The organism is Pseudobutyrivibrio xylanivorans, from assembly GCF_008935055.1.
Lineage (GTDB): Bacteria > Bacillota > Clostridia > Lachnospirales > Lachnospiraceae > Pseudobutyrivibrio > Pseudobutyrivibrio xylanivorans_A.
Genome location: NZ_CP043028.1, coordinates 1,116,645 through 1,136,079, shown reverse-complemented (window position 1 = coordinate 1,136,079; position 19,435 = coordinate 1,116,645). Strand labels below are relative to the sequence as shown.

General features: G+C 38.0%; 17 protein-coding genes. 8 read left to right on the top strand and 9 right to left on the bottom strand.

What is annotated here, in order from left to right; all coding sequences use genetic code 11:
* Positions 1-187 precede the first annotated feature (187 nt).
* The 4 genes from FXF36_RS05225 to FXF36_RS05210 all read left to right on the top strand — a co-directional run bounded on the left by FXF36_RS05225 (position 188) and on the right by FXF36_RS05210 (position 4,007).
* Complete coding sequence (locus FXF36_RS05225; RefSeq protein WP_151622793.1) at positions 188-1,861, top strand: M3 family oligoendopeptidase; 1,674 nt, start codon at positions 188-190, stop codon at positions 1,859-1,861.
* A 20-nt stretch (positions 1,862-1,881) separates the two neighbouring features.
* On the top strand, positions 1,882-2,289 hold the full coding sequence (locus FXF36_RS05220) for an ATP-binding protein (protein ID WP_151622792.1): 408 nt from the start codon (positions 1,882-1,884) through the stop codon (positions 2,287-2,289).
* A gap of 165 nt (positions 2,290-2,454) precedes the next feature.
* Positions 2,455-3,441, top strand: a complete 987-nt coding sequence (locus FXF36_RS05215; RefSeq protein WP_243143579.1) for a nucleoside hydrolase — start codon at positions 2,455-2,457, stop codon at positions 3,439-3,441.
* A 2-nt stretch (positions 3,442-3,443) separates the two neighbouring features.
* The gene (locus FXF36_RS05210; protein ID WP_151622790.1) at positions 3,444-4,007 is read left to right on the top strand and encodes an ECF transporter S component; all 564 of its coding nucleotides are present in this window, start codon (positions 3,444-3,446) and stop codon (positions 4,005-4,007) included.
* Here FXF36_RS05210 and FXF36_RS05205 read toward each other — a convergent pair.
* A complete protein-coding gene (locus FXF36_RS05205) occupies positions 3,960-4,604 on the bottom strand; it encodes an SDR family NAD(P)-dependent oxidoreductase (RefSeq protein WP_151622789.1) in 645 nt (214 codons plus the stop codon). The genes FXF36_RS05210 and FXF36_RS05205 overlap by 48 nt on opposite strands.
* A 72-nt stretch (positions 4,605-4,676) precedes the next feature.
* Between FXF36_RS05205 and FXF36_RS05200 the strand changes: the two genes are divergently transcribed.
* Entirely contained in the window at positions 4,677-5,174 is a 498-nt protein-coding gene (locus FXF36_RS05200; protein WP_420330102.1) for a QueT transporter family protein, read from the top strand.
* Between the two features lie 134 nt (positions 5,175-5,308).
* On the opposite strand, the gene FXF36_RS05195 is transcribed toward FXF36_RS05200, so the two are convergent.
* From FXF36_RS05195 to FXF36_RS05170, 6 genes are all read right to left on the bottom strand, one after another.
* On the bottom strand, positions 5,309-6,883 hold the full coding sequence (locus FXF36_RS05195; protein WP_151622782.1) for an IS1182 family transposase: 1,575 nt from the start codon (positions 6,881-6,883) through the stop codon (positions 5,309-5,311).
* 109 nt (positions 6,884-6,992) lie between these two features.
* On the bottom strand, positions 6,993-8,180 hold the full coding sequence (larC, locus tag FXF36_RS05190) for a nickel pincer cofactor biosynthesis protein LarC (protein ID WP_151622787.1): 1,188 nt from the start codon (positions 8,178-8,180) through the stop codon (positions 6,993-6,995).
* 18 nt (positions 8,181-8,198) lie between these two features.
* Positions 8,199-8,942: a nickel pincer cofactor biosynthesis protein LarB gene (larB, locus tag FXF36_RS05185; RefSeq protein ID WP_151622786.1), complete on the bottom strand. Its 744-nt coding sequence runs from the start codon at positions 8,940-8,942 to the stop codon at positions 8,199-8,201.
* A 4-nt stretch (positions 8,943-8,946) separates the two neighbouring features.
* Entirely contained in the window at positions 8,947-10,071 is a 1,125-nt protein-coding gene (locus tag FXF36_RS05180) for a DUF362 domain-containing protein (protein WP_151622785.1), read from the bottom strand.
* Between the two features lie 249 nt (positions 10,072-10,320).
* Complete coding sequence (locus FXF36_RS05175) at positions 10,321-10,752, bottom strand: flavodoxin (RefSeq protein WP_151622784.1); 432 nt, start codon at positions 10,750-10,752, stop codon at positions 10,321-10,323.
* Positions 10,753-10,787: 35 nt separating this feature from the next.
* Positions 10,788-11,396 carry a DUF3793 family protein gene (locus FXF36_RS05170; RefSeq protein ID WP_151622783.1) on the bottom strand — a complete coding sequence of 203 codons (609 nt, stop codon included), beginning with the start codon at positions 11,394-11,396 and terminating at the stop codon, positions 10,788-10,790.
* A 219-nt stretch (positions 11,397-11,615) separates the two neighbouring features.
* Here FXF36_RS05170 and FXF36_RS05165 point away from each other — a divergent pair, with 219 nt between their 5' ends.
* Positions 11,616-13,190, top strand: a complete 1,575-nt coding sequence (locus FXF36_RS05165; RefSeq protein WP_151622782.1) for an IS1182 family transposase — start codon at positions 11,616-11,618, stop codon at positions 13,188-13,190.
* A 142-nt stretch (positions 13,191-13,332) separates the two neighbouring features.
* On the opposite strand, the gene FXF36_RS05160 is transcribed toward FXF36_RS05165, so the two are convergent.
* Complete coding sequence (locus FXF36_RS05160) at positions 13,333-15,564, bottom strand: EAL domain-containing protein (RefSeq protein WP_151622781.1); 2,232 nt, start codon at positions 15,562-15,564, stop codon at positions 13,333-13,335.
* Positions 15,565-15,749: 185 nt separating this feature from the next.
* Between FXF36_RS05160 and FXF36_RS05155 the strand changes: the two genes are divergently transcribed.
* Positions 15,750-17,588, top strand: coding sequence for a glycoside hydrolase family 3 protein (locus FXF36_RS05155; protein WP_151622780.1), 1,839 nt, complete (start codon positions 15,750-15,752; stop codon positions 17,586-17,588).
* On the opposite strand, the gene FXF36_RS05150 is transcribed toward FXF36_RS05155, so the two are convergent.
* Positions 17,575-18,498: a hypothetical protein gene (locus FXF36_RS05150; RefSeq protein ID WP_151622779.1), complete on the bottom strand. Its 924-nt coding sequence runs from the start codon at positions 18,496-18,498 to the stop codon at positions 17,575-17,577. The two genes, FXF36_RS05155 and FXF36_RS05150, sit on opposite strands and share 14 nt — an antisense overlap.
* 149 nt (positions 18,499-18,647) lie before the next feature.
* Between FXF36_RS05150 and FXF36_RS05145 the strand changes: the two genes are divergently transcribed.
* Positions 18,648-19,259, top strand: coding sequence for a hypothetical protein (locus tag FXF36_RS05145; protein ID WP_151622778.1), 612 nt, complete (start codon positions 18,648-18,650; stop codon positions 19,257-19,259).
* Positions 19,260-19,435 lie beyond the last annotated feature (176 nt).

Here is a 19,435-nt window from a genome sequence, read left to right as displayed (position 1 = left end):
AATCAGGTTAGAGGAATAATATATCATCATCGCAGATGCGATAAACAAACTTTTTCATATATCATTCTCCCTAAAAAAGCGGCTGGCGAGTCGCTTTTTTTATTTGTCTAAAGTAATCACAAAAGAAATGTGTTAATATTGAATAAGCGAAAAATAGAATACTAGAAGAAGGGAAAAGGATAAGTTTATGAAATTTAAAGATATGCCATATGAGCGTCCTAGTATAGACGAATATGAAAAAGCTATTGAGGAATTAATTACACGCCAGAAAGCTGCACAATCCGGTGAAGAACAGTTTGAGATACATAAGGATTACTACAAAATACATAATGATTTCGAAACCGCATTCAACATAGCGTATATTAGACATGATGCTGATAATACAGATGAATTCTACGAGAAAGAAAATAATTATTTTGACGAGGTTCTGCCAAGATACACAAATGCAGGGATAAAATATAAAAATGTCTTGTTCGAAAGCCCATATCGTGAATACTTGGTTGGAAAGCTTGGACCAGCGACATTTAAGAATATGGAGTTGGATCTTAAATCAATAAGCGACGATATTCTTCCGCTTATGCAGGAGGAGAATGCGCTTGCTTCAAGATATGACAAGCTTATTGCTACAGCAAAGATTGAATACGAGGGTGAAACATATAATCTTTCTCTAATGACCCCATTTACAACAAATAAAGATAGAGAAGTTAGAAAAAAGGCTCAAAAGGCTGTCTCAGACTGGTTTATGAGCGTTACACCTGAGATTGATGAGATCTACGATAAGATGGTAAAGAACCGAACAGAGCAGGCAAAACTTTTGGGCTTCGATTCATACACAGATCTTGCTTATTGTAGAATGCATAGAAATAGCTATGGAAAGGCTGATGTGGAAAATTTCAGAAAGCAGATTAAGGAATACTTTGTTCCGTTTGTAGGAAAGCTTGCTGAAAAGCGTGCAGCAAGGCTTGGTCTTGATAAGCTTCAGGCTACTGAGTTAGGTGTATATTTTAATGAGGGGAATCCTAAGCCAACAGGAACTCCTGAGGAGATTCTTAAGAGTGGACAGGATATGTATGCTGAGCTTAGCGCTGAAACGAAGGAATTCATGAATTTCATGATGGAACATGAATTATTTGATGTATTTGGTCGCAAGAATAAAGCAGCAGGTGGATATCAGACATATCTTCCAAATTATAAAGCTCCATTTATCTATGCTAATTTCAATGGAACTAGTGGTGATGTAGACGTTATTACTCATGAGTGTGGACATGCTTTTCAGGCTTATGTTGTCCGCAATGATGATATTATTGAGCATAATGACCTTGGAATGGAGACCGCAGAGATTCACTCTATGTCAATGGAGTATTTTACTTATGGATGGATGAAGAATTTCTTTGGGGACAGATATAAGGATTATCTTGAGATGCACATTGAGGATGCAAGCACATTCTTGCCTTATGGAACAATGGTTGATGAGTTCCAGCATATCGTTTATGACAATCCTGAGATGACTCCAGCAGAGCGTAAGGCAACCTGGAAGAAGCTTGAGCAGCAGTACAGACCATACATTGATTTCTCTGAGAACGAGTTCTTTAATCTAGGTGGTTTCTGGCAGAAGCAGCTTCATATTTTTGATGTACCATTCTATTATATAGATTATGTTCTTGCTTCAATTTGTGCGATGCAGTTTAAAGTGTGGATGGACGAGGACTTTGATGCTGCTTGGAAGCATTATATTGAGCTTTGCAAGCTTTCAGGAAGTGATTTTTACACTAATATGATTAAAGAAGTTGGCCTTAAGACTCCTTTTGAGAATGGTGTAGTTAAGGATATAGTTGACAAATTTACAAAGAAAATAGGCTAATTACATACGAGGAATAATCTATGAAATCAATAGTAATTGATGCGATTATTGAAAATCTACCAAAAGTAATGGAGTTTATTGACATAAATCTTGAAGAGGCAGAGTGTAATATGAAAGCTCAGACGCAGATAGAAATATCTGTAGAAGAGCTATTCGTGAATATTGTTAATTATGCGTATGAGGGTAAAGTTGGAAAAGCTGAAATAACCTACGAATATTCGGATAAGCCTAAGAATGTAAAAATTCAGCTCATAGATAGTGGTGTACCATACAATCCATTAGCCAAAGATGACCCAGATATTACATTATCAGTAGATGAACGTGAAATTGGAGGATTAGGTATTTTCATGGTAAAAAAGAACATGGATGATGTTCAATATGATTACATAGATGGGCAGAATATAACAACTATATTCAAGAATATCTAAGTATTGCAATTCTTAAAATATCGTTGTATAATCTGTGACTGCAGTAAACGACAGTTCATTTGTACCTTCCTGTCGATAAACAAAACCAGGACTACATAAACTCATTGGATTTATTTGTGTAGCTCTGCTTCTGCAGAGCTATTTTTTTTGCACATGGAGCGTAGGATGAAGAAAGTAATAATTGATTGTGATCCAGGAATAGACGATTCTTTGGCAATAATGCTAGCTTTAAACAGTCCAGAGATAGAAGTTGTGGGAATTACAATTGTTGCTGGAAACTCACCTGTTGAATTGGGCTTTAATAATGCAAAGAGAGTTTTGGACTTCTTGGGACGATTAGATGTACCTGTTTATGCAGGGGCTTCAAAGCCTAGAGTAAGGGAATATGTAAATGCATTGGATACTCATGGCGAAGACGGATTGGGAGAAAGTTTTCTTCCTGAGGTTCAAGGACAGAAAATACCTGAAAAAAGCGCAGTTGAATTTATGCGAGACACTTTGAAAACAGGTGATGTATCAGTTATTGCGCTTGGACCACTTACGAATTTGGCAGATTTGATTGATGCAGATAAACAGGCATTTCTATCCATTGAACGACTGGTTTCAATGGGCGGAAACTTCAGAAGTCATGGTAATTGTTCACCTGTAGCGGAATACAATTACTGGGAGGACCCCGACAGTGCGAAGATTGTTTATGAAACACTCTATAATAATCATCGCAAAATTGAGATGGTAGGTCTGGATGTTACAAGGGAAATTGTTCTTACACCGGAAATTTTGGAAGAAATGAAGGCTACTAATCCTATTATTGGAGACTTTGTAGAGAAAATTACTGGATTTTATTTCAAATTTCATTGGGAATGGGAGCATATAAGAGGTTGTGTTATAAATGATCCTCTTGCAGTGGCACAGTTTTTGAATCCTCAGATTTTAAAAGGGATTGAGGCCTTCACTGAAGTTGAAACAGGCGGAATAAGTATAGGGCAGACTGTGGTTGATTCCATGGGATTTTATCGTAAGGAAAGTAATGCACTAATATTTACTGAAGTTGATAAATCTGGATTCTGGGAATTGTTTTTAGCAAGAATTCTTGCAATTAGCGTAGAAGAGTGCAGGTTAAGATTCGAAAAATATTATAAAATAGGAGATTAGACGTGAATAACATTAGAAAAATTTCATTAATTGCCCTAGCGGTGGCTATAAATATTGTGGGAAGCAAAATCGCTCTGGTTTTTAGTCTTCCAATATTTTTGGATAGCATTGGAACTATGCTTGCAGGAATAGCTTTTGGACCTGTTGCAGGAGCCCTTGCAGCACTAGTGGGTGGATTGGTAAATGGAGCTTTGGGTGATATTTATGCAATTTATTTTTCATTAAGTGGAATTCTTATGGGAATCTTAGCTGGATTGCTATTTCATGAAAAGAAGACAACTATTTCTTCAATAATATGGAAATGTTTTATTGTGGTGCTTCCTGCATCTGCATTATCAGCATGCATTGAGACATTTTTATTTGGAGGAATCACATCTGCAGCTGTGACAACATTTATTGTTCAGGCACTTTCACAAACAGCATTAAAGCTTTTTGGCGGAGCATTTTTGACACAGCTGGTTACTGATTATATTGATAAATTTATTGCGATAGTTTTAGTAGTAGAGTGTTTAAAACGTCTACCAGATGAAATTCGACTTCAGTTGTTCCCCGTTGTCAATGAGTAAATCCTGGCCTGTCATGCTTAGATTTACATTTGTTAGGAAGTATGACAGCTCAGCAATCTCTTCTGCAGAGGCCCAACGGTGAAGAAGTGTCTCGTTGAGACATTGTTCCATTAAAGTGGGATTTTCAGTAATATGAAAGTTTAGTGGAGTGTAGACTCCACCAGCTGAAATGCTGTTTGAAGTCGCTTTGAACTTGGCAAGACGAAGTGCAGAGTTTTTCATATAGGTAACGACACCGCCTTTACTTGCGGCATATTCAGGGAACTCTGCACCATTAGAGGCACTGGAAGATGCCATAAACAAGACAGAATGGATTTTATCTTGGAAGGCATATTTTTCAGTGACGGAAATAGTAGCAGTGAGATTTGTCGAGATAACATTAGGGCCTTCCTGAATGCCGACGTTGTTGATTAATACTTCAACATCATCGATATCTGGTAGAGTACCTGTAATGTCCACCAACATATGGGTATAAGAGGGTGATTTGAACTCACTCTCTGTAATATCGAAGCCTATGACGTCATGTCCCATTTCGACGTATTTTTTTGCGCAAGCGAGACCGATTCCACGGCTCGCACCAGTAATTAAAATCTTCATGAGATTAATTATAATTGATAAAAAATTCATTTGCTATAGTTTTAGTAGCAAAGAAAGAGAAAAGGAGTAAGAATAATGAAAACAAATGTATTAAGAATCTGTCAGGGAGCAATGATAGCTGCCCTGTACGTAGTGCTCACCTGGTTGGCAAATGCACTTGGACTTGCAAATGGAGCAATTCAAGTAAGATTTTCGGAGGCTCTTTGCATACTACCGATTTTTACACCTGCAGCAATTCCTGGTCTTTTTGTAGGATGTTTACTTTCTAACATAATAAATGGATGTGTCATCTGGGATATTGTATTTGGCAGTATCGCAACTCTTATTGGTGCTGTAGGTACATATTTACTCAGACGTACAAAGTTCATCTTCACATTACCACCAGTAATCGCAAATGCTGTGATTGTACCGTTTGTATTGAGATATGCATATGGTGTTGGCGATGCTCACTGGTTCCTTGTTGTGACAGTAGCAATTGGTGAAGTAATTAGCGTTTGCATTCTTGGAATGATTCTTAAAGCTGCATTATGGAAGCAGAAGCAAGCTATTTTCAAAGAAGTGGAAGCTTAATGATAGGGGCTGTGAAAAAATGAGATAATCATTTTTTCCAGCTCCCTTTTTATATCATTTTTTGTGAGGTATGCTGTTTCTGGCAAAAATAGAGTATAATGCCCCTTTCCCCAAAAAACTACAAACTTTTTTGATTAGGCAGCTTCTTGGAGACGCATCTTTTTATTGTGATATTTATATAAGTTATGACCTATTGAAACCAAAAGAACCTCAAGTTTTACGGATTCTATTCCTTTTCGGACTATTCTTTTATACCAACGATCATTTTTTATGATTCCGAAAGTACCTTCCGCTTGAATGGATCTGTTCATTCTAAGGAGTGCTCCCTGGATGCTTTCAAGATTATTTATAACCTCCTGATGCATAGCGGTCAGTTCTTCGTTTATTCTTACGGTTTTGTTTTTATCTGTTTTCTTACACTTCGATGCATAGGGACAACCACTGCAGTCTTCACACTGATAGACTTCTTCTTGCCGGCCATACTGGTTTCCTTTTACATGCTGCCTGTATAGAAAGTTGAAGCTCTTCCCATTAGGACAACGCATTTTCCCATCATCACCGATCTCAAAATTAACAGCTCTGAATGGATCGTTGTGATATTTCTTATCGGTCGTCTCCTTTTTAAACATTGTGAACTTCATGTACTTTTTCATGCCTTTTTGCTCGCAAAAGATATAATTATTGAACGAGCCATATCCAGCATCAGCCACAGGATATTTTGGATAAAAGCCATATGTTTCATAATACTTATTCATCAACGGTATGAAGCAGTCCATGTCAGATCTGTATTGATTAACATCAACAACTGCTATGTATTCATCAGCTACACCAATCTGAACGTTGTATGCGGGAAGAAGCTGGTCGTTTCCCATGTAGTCGGTCTTTATTCTCATGAATGTAGCGGAAGGATCTGTCTTTGAATAGCTGTTCCTGTTTTCTCCACAGATGCTGATTTTTGTGACATATTCATTGAGCTTTGTTGTGTACTCTACAAGCTTTTCGTACTGTCTCTGCTGGACGGTTTTCCTATGTCCTTTTCCTGAAACAAAAGTTGAAGTATCAAGCTTCCATATCTCAGAAAACCGTTCTGTTATCTGGCGCATATATTCAGGCATGTACTCTGTATTAGTCTCAATCTTGATTCCGCTCCACTGAAGATCGCTGTTGATTTCTTGCAGTAATTTAGTAATCTTTTCAAAAAGACGGTAACGGGATTTTTCCGTGGCCTTCTTCCATACCCAAGTATATTTGTTAGCATTAGCTTCAAACTTCGAACCATCAATATAAAGATGATTCAGGTCAACTTTATGCCTGCTGAATATTTCCTGATTAATATCATTGAAAATATCCTCTATTGAATCCTTTAACACATCGTTTATGAAATAGCTGAAGGTTCTGTAAGAAGGAGTTTCCCTGTCCATAAGATACATAAATCGAATGTTAACCCTACAGTTTTCTTGAAGTCCTCTTAGTGAAATATATCCTTCACTCATAAAACCGAATAGTACGGTTTTCAACATTTTGACTGGATTATATCTGATTCTGCCAAGCTTATGCTCTGGCACATTTTTCAGATACTTCTCAAGATTCATACCTCCCACGAGTTCGTCAAAAGTAAAAACCGGATCACAGATATCCAAGCAATCTGAAATAAAAAATGGTAAAACGCCCTGATTTAGAGTATTATAAGAATTGGTTTGATTGATCATGGTAATATTTTGCGAGCAAAAAAGGCATGGAAAAGTACATGAAGTTCACAATGTTAAAAAGGAGTCATGAGCTGATTATTTCACAGCCCCTTGTGAAAGAAATATTGAATTATAGATATTTTGCAATCTCAGCTCTTACGTTAGCAAGAGACATTCCGTTTTCTTTCGATATATTTATCAAATTATCGAATTCGGCTTTTATATGGGTTGTTCCGTAACCATATGATTTCTTCACTTGAACATCTCCTAGTGGTGTTTTAATAGTTTTAATTTCCCTATCTAACACGTATCTTTCACATATTTTTTCCCTGATACCAATTGTAGTAGTATTAGAAAAGATGGATTTTACTACGGAATCCTTTTGTTCGCTATCTACAAGTACAGTTAGTAATATCCCTGGGCGGTTCTTTTTCATTTGAACGTGAGTAAAAAAGACTTCTCTTGCGCCAGCTTCATAGATGGCATCCATGGCATATCCTAAATCTTCACCAGTAATATCGTCGATATTACAGTTTAATTCGAAGACTTGATCTTTTGAGTTCAATGAATCTCCAATGAATATTCTAAGACAATTGGCAACTGGAAAATCTTTTTTTCCCATGCCATATCCACATATTTCAGTAATCATAACGGGAAAATCATTAAAACTAGAAGCAAAATATCTAAGTAAAGCTGCTCCGGTTGGAGTACAAAGTTCACTCTCGATTGAGCCACCATAAATAGGAACGCCCTTTAATAGTTCTGCAGTGGCAGGCGCAGGAACCGGAAGAATACCATGTTCGCAGTGCACGGTGCCGCTACCAACATGAATAGGAGAGACCAGTATATGATCAGCATGTATTTTATAAAGCAGGTAACAAACAGCCACTATATCTGCGATAGCATCAAATGTTCCGACCTCATGGAAGTGAATATCATCTATAGGTGTGCCGTGAACTTTTGATTCGGCCATGGCAAGGGATTTATAGACTTCAATAGCATCAGATTTTACTTTATCTGGGGCATTTAAGCCTAAAATTAAAGCCTTTATATTTGGTAGGCTATTGTGGGTATGATGGTCAGAATGAATATGAGATGAAAGTGAGCTGCCTTCTTCCTGCCCATCGACTTTGACCAACATTCGAGTGCCGTTAATGCCACATTTTTCAGTGGTCTCAGCATTGAATGAAACGTGAGGAATACCGATGGAATTGAGTTCTGACAGGATAGAGCTTTTATCGTCAAATAGGTCTAAAAGAGCTGCTGTAAGCATGTCACCAGCAGCTCCCATTTTACATTCAATATAAAGGGTTTTCATGACATTATCCTCAAAAGATTAATGATGATTAATTAGGCTAGCCTGATAAGCGGCGCCAAAACCGTTATCGATATTTACAACTGAAATACCATTAGCACATGAATTAATCATGGACAGAAGGGCAGAAATACCACAAAATGACGCGCCATAGCCAACCGAAGTAGGCACAGCAATTACCGGACATTCTGCCAGGCCACCAAGCACGCTGGCTAAGGCACCTTCCATTCCTGCGATGGCAATGATTACACTGGCATCTACAATATCATCTATATGTGCCAAGGTTCGATGCAAACCTGCAACGCCCACATCGTAAAGACGAGTTACGCTGTTCCCAAGAAATTCAGCAGTCAAGGCAGCCTCTTCAGCTACTGGAATATCACTAGTTCCGCCAGTTGCAATGACTATAGTGCCTTTTCCATTGGCAGGAGGGATATTTCCAATAATAGCGAGATTTCCCTCCTTATAGTAGGTTAGGCTGTGAATTTTGTTTACCTCTTCACAGGTTTCCTGAGAGATGCGAGTAATGAGTATTTGATTCTGGCCGGATTCCTTCATTGTGCTGATGATACCGATAAGCTGTTTAGCGGTTTTCCCGGCACCATAGATTACTTCGCCAACTCCATTGCGAAGAGATCTGTGAGTATCGACTTTGGCATAGCCTATGTCTTTAAATGGGGCTGTTTTTAGTTCGTGAATGGCCTGTTCGACAGTGATATTGCCATCACGAACATCTTCTAAAAGTGTTTTTATTTCGTAATTCATAATGCTATTTTATTTGGATTAGTTCGTATTCTCGTGAGCCTAAGCCGATTTTTTGAGCATGCTCAAGAGTCTCATTCCATGAAACATTTGGATTGCTGTTATGCCATACATCCCCGTGGTCATGGAAGTGTTCTTTTGCCATGTTGTCACCAAGCTGGCTATTTCTGATTGGTTCAGCCTTTTGGCAGAGGTCAACACATGCCTGATCGAGGGCAACAGGGTCGAATGATGCAAGCATCCCGATATCTGGAAGGATAGGTGCATCGTTTTCACCATGGCAATCGCAGTTTGGAGAAACATCTGTAATAAGGCTAATGTGGAAGGCTGGTCTGCCACTAACAACAGCAGCGGTATATTCAGCCATCTTTCGTCCGAGCATCTGAGGTGCATCCCAGTTATCATTCTGGATTGCATCGAATGCGCAGGCACCGATACAACGACCACAGCCTTTACATTTCTCAGGGTCAATCCAAGCCTTCTTATCATTATAGCTAATTGCGTCAGAGCCACATTCTTTTGCACATCTCTGACAGCCTTTACATTTTTCAGTTATTACATGAGGGTGACCGCTGTTATGCTGTTGCATTTTTCCAGCGCGGCTACCGCATCCCATACCTATATTTTTAATGGTTCCTCCGAAACCAGCCTGTTCGTGGCCCTTAAAATGAGTGAGAGATATTACGATATCAGCATCCATAACTGCACGGCCAATGTATGCTTCCTTGCAGTATTCACCGTTAGGAACAGGCACAAGGATATCATCAGTACCTCTAAGACCATCAGCTATGATAATTTGGCAACCAGTGGTGATAGTATTGAATCCATTAATATTGGCACAGTCCATGTGCTCAAGGGCATGCTTACGGCTACCAGGATACAGCGTGTTGCAATCGGTAAGGAATGGAAGACCACCACATTCTTTGACAACATCTGCAACAGCTTTTGCATAATTTGGTCTAAGATATGCAAGGTTTCCAAGCTCACCAAAATGCATTTTAATAGCAACAAACTTGCCGTCCATATCAATAGTATCTATTCCGGCCTGTTTGATTAATTTTTGGAGCTTTGCAGGAAGACTCACACCCAATACAGTTCTAAAATCGGTAAAATAAACCTTTGATTTTTCCATTATTATTGGCTCCTTTCACGTGCAAGTTTTGGTATTTATTAAGCCATAATTACCAAAACAGCTACAGTAAGAGAATACAATAATTGCGAAAAAATATCAATTAGGCTTAACGTGAATTAATAGTGCACAATGGATAATTATAAAAAAAATCCTCCAGGCACTGGCATACCTGGAGGCTGTAAAAGGAGTCTAATAACTTCCCCAAGAAACCCGGTTAGAAACTTAGGGAATGAGAAATAACCTAGATTATTAAATTGCTGCTAAAGCTCTACCAAGATCTTTGCAAGCATCTTCGGCAGCACCATCAGGAGCATCCTGGCAGATGACACCCTCGCCGCCAACCACTGTTGCGCCTGCTGCTGTCATACGATCAACCCAGTCACGCATCCACTGACCATCTCCCCAGCCGTATGAGCCGAAAAGACCAATTGTTTTACCTGAAACAAAGCCTTCTAAATCAGAAACAAATGGCTCCATTTCGCCTTCTTCCAAAACTTCAGCTCCCATAGCAGGGCAGCCAAGTGCAAAGGCTTTTGCACTCTTTAATTCATCTATAGAGGCATCGCCAACAAATACGACATTTGCCTCTCCACCAGCTTCTGTAACACCAGCGCCTACAGCGTTCGCCATGCTTTCGGTGTTACCTGACTGTGACCAAAAAACAACATTTACTTTACTCATGACATGTTCTCCTCCATTTTTATATTTGATTAAGATTAGCTGACCATGGAAATTGGTCGAGCTTCGTTCATGATTTGCTTTACGGTGTATCCTTTTGATATTTTGCAAACCATATCGTCTTTAATATCATCAAAGAGCTGAAATAGTTTCTGAGTATTGGTCGCATCCCCGTATACTTTCCAATAACCAGATATTTGGAATTCTTCGCCGCAATTATCAATGAAGCCGCGTACGTCACATAATGGATAACCAAGGAAAACACCTATTTCATGTGGGAAATCCTTTCTGCTTGAGACATATGCTTCATATCTCTTTTGGAACAATCTGATTGATTCTCCAAAATGTAGTGAATGATATCCAAAGCCTGACAAGAAGCCTCTAATCTCTTCTTTGCTTAAATAGCTTATCAGCATATTCTTGTTGAAAACTAAAAAGATAACCCGGTGCTTGTCATAAACTAGTCGATACCCCATCAATCCAGTATGACGTAATGCAATTCTGGCTTTATCCTCTAGGTCTTTGGGAAGAATAAGAAGGTTTGATGTTTTTAGTCCTGCTAAAGTTGGTGCACATTGCAGAACAATCTGTAGTTCAACTTTTCGCCTGTCCATAGAACATAGCATTTCAAATACTTCTTCGCTCATAACCTATTCTCACTTCATATATTTGTTAGCTCTCACTAACTGGTGTTATATTAATCTAATCGGGAGAACAAGTCAATACCTTTTTTTGAGAAATAATATCATCATTGGATGTGAAGTAGATAAAATAAAGGGGCTGTGAAATAATCAGCTCATGAAAAAAAGAGAAGTAATAGCTGGAAACAGCCGATTACTTCTCTTTTTTCATGGTAAAATATTACCATGATCAATCAAACCAATTCTTATAATACTCTAAATCAGGGCGTTTTACCATTTTTTATTTCAGATTGCTTGGATATCTGTGATCCGGTTTTTACTTTTGACGAACTCGTGGGAGGTATGAATCTTGAGAAGTATCTGAAAAATGTGCCAGAGCATAAGCTTGGCAGAATCAGATATAATCCAGTCAAAATGTTGAAAACCGTACTATTCGGTTTTATGAGTGAAGGATATATTTCACTAAGAGGACTTCAAGAAAACTGTAGGGTTAACATTCGATTTATGTATCTTATGGACAGGGAAACTCCTTCTTACAGAACCTTCAGCTATTTCATAAACGATGTGTTAAAGGATTCAATAGAGGATATTTTCAATGATATTAATCAGGAAATATTCAGCAGGCATAAAGTTGACCTGAATCATCTTTATATTGATGGTTCGAAGTTTGAAGCTAATGCTAACAAATATACTTGGGTATGGAAGAAGGCCACGGAAAAATCCCGTTACCGTCTTTTTGAAAAGATTACTAAATTACTGCAAGAAATCAACAGCGATCTTCAGTGGAGCGGAATCAAGATTGAGACTAATACAGAGTACATGCCTGAATATATGCGCCAGATAACAGAACGGTTTTCTGAGATATGGAAGCTTGATACTTCAACTTTTGTTTCAGGAAAAGGACATAGGAAAACCGTCCAGCAGAGACAGTACGAAAAGCTTGTAGAGTACACAACAAAGCTCAATGAATATGTCACAAAAATCAGCATCTGTGGAGAAAACAGGAACAGCTATTCAAAGACAGATCCTTCCGCTACATTCATGAGAATAAAGACCGACTACATGGGAAACGACCAGCTTCTTCCCGCATACAACGTTCAGATTGGTGTAGCTGATGAATACATAGCAGTTGTTGATGTTAATCAATACAGATCTGACATGGACTGCTTCATACCGTTGATGAATAAGTATTATGAAACATATGGCTTTTATCCAAAATATCCTGTGGCTGATGCTGGATATGGCTCGTTCAATAATTATATCTTTTGCGAGCAAAAAGGCATGAAAAAGTACATGAAGTTCACAATGTTTAAAAAGGAGACGACCGATAAGAAATATCACAACGATCCATTCAGAGCTGTTAATTTTGAGATCGGTGATGATGGGAAAATGCGTTGTCCTAATGGGAAGAGCTTCAACTTTCTATACAGGCAGCATGTAAAAGGAAACCAGTATGGCCGGCAAGAAGAAGTCTATCAGTGTGAAGACTGCAGTGGTTGTCCCTATGCATCGAAGTGTAAGAAAACAGATAAAAACAAAACCGTAAGAATAAACGAAGAACTGACCGCTATGCATCAGGAGGTTATAAATAATCTTGAAAGCATCCAGGGAGCACTCCTTAGAATGAACAGATCCATTCAAGCGGAAGGTACTTTCGGAATCATAAAAAATGATCGTTGGTATAAAAGAATAGTCCGAAAAGGAATAGAATCCGTAAAACTTGAGGTTCTTTTGGTTTCAATAGGTCATAACTTATATAAATATCACAATAAAAAGATGCGTCTCCAAGAAGCTGCCTAATCAAAAAAGTTTGTAGTTTTTTGGGGAAAGGGGCATTATACTCTATTTTTGCCAGAAACAGCATACCTCACAAAAAATGATATAAAAAGGGAGCTGGAAAAAATGATTATCTCATTTTTTCACAGCCCCTTTAATCTAATGGCTATTGAAGCCTATTATTTATGTTATTAAAATCCAAAGCTTCAAATTCCTCTATAGGCATTGGTTTGTAGAAATAGAAGCCTTGCATTCGCTCACAACCCCTTTCAACAAGGAAATCGGCTTGCTCTTTGGTTTCTACACCTTCTGTAATAAAATTGCATTTTAGACTTCGTAGCATTTTAAGAATATACTCAATGACGATTTTTGTTCTTTCAGGATTTTTCTTATTTTTTAGGAAAATATAATCCAGTTTAATTCCATTAACTGGAATCTCGGTAAGCATATTTAGAGAAGAATAACCACTTCCGAAGTCATCCATTTCAACTTCAAAGCCTAGGTCTTGTAGCTGCGCGGTTGTCTCCAGTAACAACTTGTTATCGCCTGCATATGCGGTTTCTGTGATTTCTATTCTTAGCTGAGAAGGCTCAAGACCATATTTCTGTATAAGGTTATTGAAGTGCTCAGCTATGTTCTTATTTTTTTCTATGTCAAATCTGGATAAATTAACTGAAATTGAACGCTTAAAGCCCTGCTCATTCCATCTATGAATATTCTGGCAAACTGTTTCCCAAACCAGACAGTCTAAATCGTAGATAAGACCAGACTGCTCAAGCATAGGAATAAAAAGACCTGGGCTTAACCAACCGAGTTTTTCATGATTCCATCTGCATAAAGCCTCTGCGCCGATAATCTTACCGGTTCTATAGTTAACTTGTGGTTGATACCAGACCTGGATTTCATTCTGTTTTTTTGCAGTAGAAAAATGACCGCAGATATCTGAAAGCAGTCTTCCTGCTTCCCATTGATCTAAGTTATATACTTCGTAACCCCCGGTAACAGATAGATGTGCTTTCTTTTCAGCTAACCTAGCACAGTCTAGCATCTTATCAACGTTAATATTTTTATAATCTTCAGGAGTTAAGACATAAAGACCACTGGATATCTGAACTTCATAGTCGTTGCCCTGATTAATATAATATTTTTTAACTGGTTCAAATACGATTGTTTCCATTGCTTCGACACCGTTATCATCAGGCATGCAGCATAAAACAGCAAAATGATCTGCATCAATTCTGGCTATAGCCTCTTTGTCAGAGAAATACTCCAATGATTTTTCTACCCAGAAGCATAGAAGTTCATCAGCAGAGTTCATTCCCATTTTGTCATTTATGAACTTGAAGTTTTTAATATTGTTGTAGGAAATAAGATAAGGAGTAGTAGGATTTTCAAGCAGTAATTCTTTCGCTTTTTCACGGAATCCGGCCATAGTAAGGGCACCTGTGAGGGAATCATAATCAAGCATTTGTTTAATTTGTGCCTTTTGTGCTTTTTGTAATAATTGTTGTTTTGCTATAAAGTGAAGAGCAATAAGAATGATTAATGCTGCAAAACAGATAAAGATAAATCTATTGGCGTAAAGAAAATCATGGGTATCATATTTATATAGTTTACGAGAGGTATAATCTAATATTACGGCCTGTCGCTGAGTATCTGTAATCATAGAGATACCCTGATTAAGCTTATCTATAAGCACCTGTCCTTCTGGAGTATCTAATGTGCCAACCCTAAAATCCATTGAAAACATTGTTGTAGGTTGAACATGTAAATCTGTATAAGAAGGCTTCTGAAGGACATAACTCCAAACATAGGAATTCTGAAGTAACGCGTCTACCTCATCATTTCGAAGAGCCTCCACGCAATCTGACATTGATTCATATAAAATGACTTCCATATTAGGATAAAGAGTTTTTACTGTATCTGACACACCGGCCAGCGATTTAACCATACCCATTTTTGAGCTGTTGAAATCTGTTAGAGTATCTCCCTCAGATATAACAACTGTAAATGGAGTAAGTATAAGATTGTCAGAAACGATTGATGATTGTCCAGATGCACTTTCGATAGCACTGCCAAAAGGCATAACTAGGTCGTATGAGGTATTATCAAGTGCTGCTTTTAATGAAGGTTCATCAATTGCTTTGAATTCCACGTTATAGCCGATGTTTTTGCAAGCTATACGAAGTAAGTCTGGCCCAATTCCAACAATTGTGTTAACAGAATCCTCTGATTTTTCAGCATAAATCATAGGGCATCTATCAGTTGGAACACCTACAACGATGGTGTTGTCAGTATTTGTTGCAGCAAAAGAGACCCCTGATGTGAAAAAAGGGGTAACTAGAATTAATGACATAATGATTACGGATATGATTTTTCTCTTAAGACTAAGTACCATAAGCGTTTTCCATCCTTGGATACAGTCGTATATGGAGATAATACAATAAATTTGAGGCTAAATTATGACCTAGTATTTAAAGGATTATTTCTATCTGAAATGAAAGCTTTGTACACAGTTATTTCATAAAATAAAGGTACACTACTCTGATATAGTAGAATAAATATCACGTGAGGAGGAGATTTATGAGAAAAAGATTAGCTTTTGTGTTGTCGCTATTATTAACCATTGCTACAGTTGCTAGTCCGGCTTGCGCTGTAAATGTTCATGCAAAAGGAGGTATTGAACAATTGGTTTCCGACATGCCAGTGGAACAAAAGGTGGCACAGATGATTATGCCATCTTTTAGGTATTGGGGAACAGGAGATAGTAAAAAGGGCGTTACGGAGTTAAATGACCAGCAGAAGGCAACATTAATGAAATATAACTTCGGAGGCATTATTCTTTTCGGCCAAAACACTCAGGAAGCAGCGCAGACAACTGAACTTGTCAATGCCATGCAAAAGGCTAATATTCAGGGTGGAGCTAAGTCATCATTGCTGATTTCCATTGATCAGGAGGGAGGATATATTACACGTCTTCAGACTGGAACGCAGATGCCTGGAAATATGGCTATTGGCGCTACAGGTGATCCAGAGAATGCCTTTAGAGCAGCTAATGTAATTGGAAAAGAACTTGCAGTTCAGGGAATAAATGTTGATTTCGCACCTGTTATGGATGTAAATAATAACCCTGAAAATCCTATTATTGGAGTACGATCATTTTCGGATAATCCGAATAAGGTGGCAGAATTTGGACAGCGATATATAGATGGGCTTCATAGCAATGGAGTCATGACTGCATTAAAGCATTTTCCAGGTCATGGGGATACTGCTACTGATAGTCATACAGGATTACCATTAATTGATAAAACCTATGATGAATTGAAGAAATTGGAACTTATTCCATATACAGCAGTTGCCAAGAAATCTGATTTTGTAATGACTGCTCATATTCAGTACCCTAAGATTGAGACAGGTACATATATTTCTAAGCTAACAGGCGAAAAAATTAATTTACCAGCAACTCTATCAAAAACCATTCTCACAGGAATTTTAAGGAACGATATGGGATTTGATGGAGTAATTGTTACCGATGCTTTAGACATGGATGCCATTGCAAAGCATTTTGATAAGATGGATGCAACAACACTTGCTATCAATGCAGGTGCAAATATGCTTTTGATGCCTGTAGATTTGTCTACAGAGGATGGATTGAAGAATTTAGATGATTACATTAGTGGTGTTGCTGCCAAAATAAATGCAGGAGATATTTCTATTGATGCTGTAAATGAATCTGTTACCAGAATTCTTAAAATGAAGGCTAAGTATGGTTTATTAGTTGATGATTCTTTAAATACTGTAAGCAAATGGTCCAGAATGCAACCATCTCCTGTAATGGCGGAAAAAGTTGTAGGAAGTAAGGCAAATCATGATATTGAGTGGAATATTGCGCTTGAGGCAATAACATCAGTAAAAAATGATAAAGCATTTCCTATAGCTACTGATAAGAAGGTAGTAATCTTATATCCATCAGAAAGCCAGTTAAATTCGTTCAAATATGCATTAGATAAGCTGAATGAAAGTGGTATTAAGATTAATAAAAATAATATTTCAATGATTTATATTGAGGACTATGAAGGTTTCAATATTACTCAGGGAATAACAGGGGCAGACGTTGTTATTTGTCTTTCTGCAATCTATTCAGCCGAAGTGAATAATAAAAATTTCATAACTAATGTTATTTCCGAGGCTCATAAGAATAATGCTAAGGCGATTGTTTTAAGTGCACAATTACCTTATGATACAGCTCTTTATCCAGAGGCCGATGGAATTGTGGCTTGTTATAATGCCAGAGGAATGACAGATATTCCAAGTTTTGATCCAAATACAAAGCAATATGGACCAAATGTCCCAGCAGCTATATATGTATTGTTTGGTGGTGCAAAAGCAAAGGGTGTTTTACCTGTATTTATTCAGCTGTAAATTGTCCTTCGCCCCAATAAAGAGGCTCGCCATTGGTAGAACTGAGTTCGTATAGCTTTGAAGTAACTTCGTTTACGCTGTCCCAGTCACCTGTATCAGCGAGTTTTGCTGTGTCAGATTTGAAGGTGATTTTTGCCCAAACAGGCTTGTTTTCCTGCTCGATTATCAGATTGCCATTATAGAAGCTATCTTCAAATTCATCCTTAGAATAGTTTGAATCTAACGCTTCGTTGAAACTTTTTCTAATATCTGCTGTGATATCCTCATCTCCGGAGCCACAGAGGCCATCTTCATAGATTACATCTAAAGTTCCATCTGCGCCAACCTCAATTAATGTAATCCTGTAATCTACGCCATCAGCGTATGTGTATGCCAGACCTCTGGATTCGACCATGATGGCTTCGCGCTCAGTAGTAAGACTGAGACCTGAGAATAGAATCTTACAGTCATCCGTAAATGCGATAAAATTATCAAGAGATACAGCGCTGATGGTATCAAGTTCGCCCTGAGAATTTAATGCATGAGAGTTGAAAGTTAGGCTGTTAGTTGAACTGTTATAGTCAGCTGTGATAAGACAGTCAGCGTTAAGTGGATATTCCCAGAATAACGTGCCACTTTCGCCATCGATGACTGCATCAAATCCATTTTCTTCACTGTAGGTTGTACTCATCTTGAAGTTTGTGCCTGTGAGCTTTTTAAGACTGTCTGTATAATCTGTGAATTTGGCAGATTTCTCTTCGTCTGACAGCTCTGCGGCAGATTCCTCTTCAGGTGTATTCTCGGTTGCTGTTTCTATTTCTGGTTTAGAACTTTCTGTAGTATTTTCTGTAGTTGATTCTGTGTTTCCGCAGGCCACAAGGCTAAGTCCCATGGCTGCAATAATTACTGTTGAAAGTATTTTATTTTTCATTTTGGTCCTCCTCAAACATATATACACTTGATTATATACTTTTCAAATAATAATGCCACTATTTACAGTTACTGTGGACTGTGACACTAGTGTGATAATTCAAGTGATAATATGTCCTCAAACAAAAGAAAAGAGTAAGGAGAAAAGACATGATGAAGATTAATTTTGAGAGATTAACAAGAAGCTTAATGACAGCAGGTTTAATTACAGTCACATCTGTAGGATTATTAGGATGCGCATCACAGTCTGCAAACGTAGTAACAGAAGAGTATGAGCCAGTTATGGCAGCAACAGAGGCACCAGAAGTAGAGGCAGTTGAAATAGAATTACCTTACAAAACATACGAGAGCAATGCTGGATGGTCTGTAAAATACAATCCAGACATGATCACTGTAACAGAAGAGAATTCCCTTGTTGGATTTACATATATGGGTGACTGTGCAGGGACATGCATGGTTATGGTTTCTGAATATGAAGGAACAACAGCTGAGGAGACAAGAGATGAGTTGGCAGAAATGTGGGGAAGTAGCGATAGCATCGTGAAAACAGAGTCTACTTTGGCTGATAAGACTTCTTACACAGTGTCAATGGGATGCGCTGGTCCAGCAGGTTCAGAGTACTATGATACAGCTATTGCACTTGACAATAACGGTAAGACTATTGTCTTTGAGTGTATCGAGCACATGGGTGCTGGCGAAGAAATAGATATGAGAGTAAGTGATGAGCTTGCAAATATCGTAGATTCACTGGAATTCCATTAATAAACCTTTGAGTGTTACTAAACTTTTTTTCATTTTTTATTCTCCCTTTGGCCGCAGAAAAACTGCGGCCTTTTTTGCTATTCATTTTACTCTAGCACTAAAAACAACGTTAAAAGAGTATTGATTGGGGAGTTTTTTGTTAAGTTACAGATTTGGGGCTGTTTTTATTTCTGAGA

Excerpts from the sequence above, each read along its gene's own strand:
- FXF36_RS05225 (WP_151622793.1), top strand. The coding sequence starts at position 188 with ATGAAATTTAAAGATATGCCATATGAGCGTCCTAGTATAGACGAATAT.
- FXF36_RS05220 (WP_151622792.1), top strand. The coding sequence starts at position 1,882 with ATGAAATCAATAGTAATTGATGCGATTATTGAAAATCTACCAAAAGTA.
- FXF36_RS05215 (WP_243143579.1), top strand. The coding sequence starts at position 2,455 with ATGAAGAAAGTAATAATTGATTGTGATCCAGGAATAGACGATTCTTTG.
- FXF36_RS05205 (WP_151622789.1), bottom strand. The coding sequence starts at position 4,604 with ATGAAGATTTTAATTACTGGTGCGAGCCGTGGAATCGGTCTCGCTTGC.
- FXF36_RS05195 (WP_151622782.1), bottom strand. The coding sequence starts at position 6,883 with ATGATCAATCAAACCAATTCTTATAATACTCTAAATCAGGGCGTTTTA.
- larC (WP_151622787.1), bottom strand. The coding sequence starts at position 8,180 with ATGAAAACCCTTTATATTGAATGTAAAATGGGAGCTGCTGGTGACATG.
- larB (WP_151622786.1), bottom strand. The coding sequence starts at position 8,942 with ATGAATTACGAAATAAAAACACTTTTAGAAGATGTTCGTGATGGCAAT.
- FXF36_RS05180 (WP_151622785.1), bottom strand. The coding sequence starts at position 10,071 with ATGGAAAAATCAAAGGTTTATTTTACCGATTTTAGAACTGTATTGGGT.
- FXF36_RS05175 (WP_151622784.1), bottom strand. The coding sequence starts at position 10,752 with ATGAGTAAAGTAAATGTTGTTTTTTGGTCACAGTCAGGTAACACCGAA.
- FXF36_RS05170 (WP_151622783.1), bottom strand. The coding sequence starts at position 11,396 with ATGAGCGAAGAAGTATTTGAAATGCTATGTTCTATGGACAGGCGAAAA.
- FXF36_RS05165 (WP_151622782.1), top strand. The coding sequence starts at position 11,616 with ATGATCAATCAAACCAATTCTTATAATACTCTAAATCAGGGCGTTTTA.
- FXF36_RS05160 (WP_151622781.1), bottom strand. The coding sequence starts at position 15,564 with ATGGTACTTAGTCTTAAGAGAAAAATCATATCCGTAATCATTATGTCA.
- FXF36_RS05155 (WP_151622780.1), top strand. The coding sequence starts at position 15,750 with ATGAGAAAAAGATTAGCTTTTGTGTTGTCGCTATTATTAACCATTGCT.
- FXF36_RS05150 (WP_151622779.1), bottom strand. The coding sequence starts at position 18,498 with ATGAAAAATAAAATACTTTCAACAGTAATTATTGCAGCCATGGGACTT.
- FXF36_RS05145 (WP_151622778.1), top strand. The coding sequence starts at position 18,648 with ATGATGAAGATTAATTTTGAGAGATTAACAAGAAGCTTAATGACAGCA.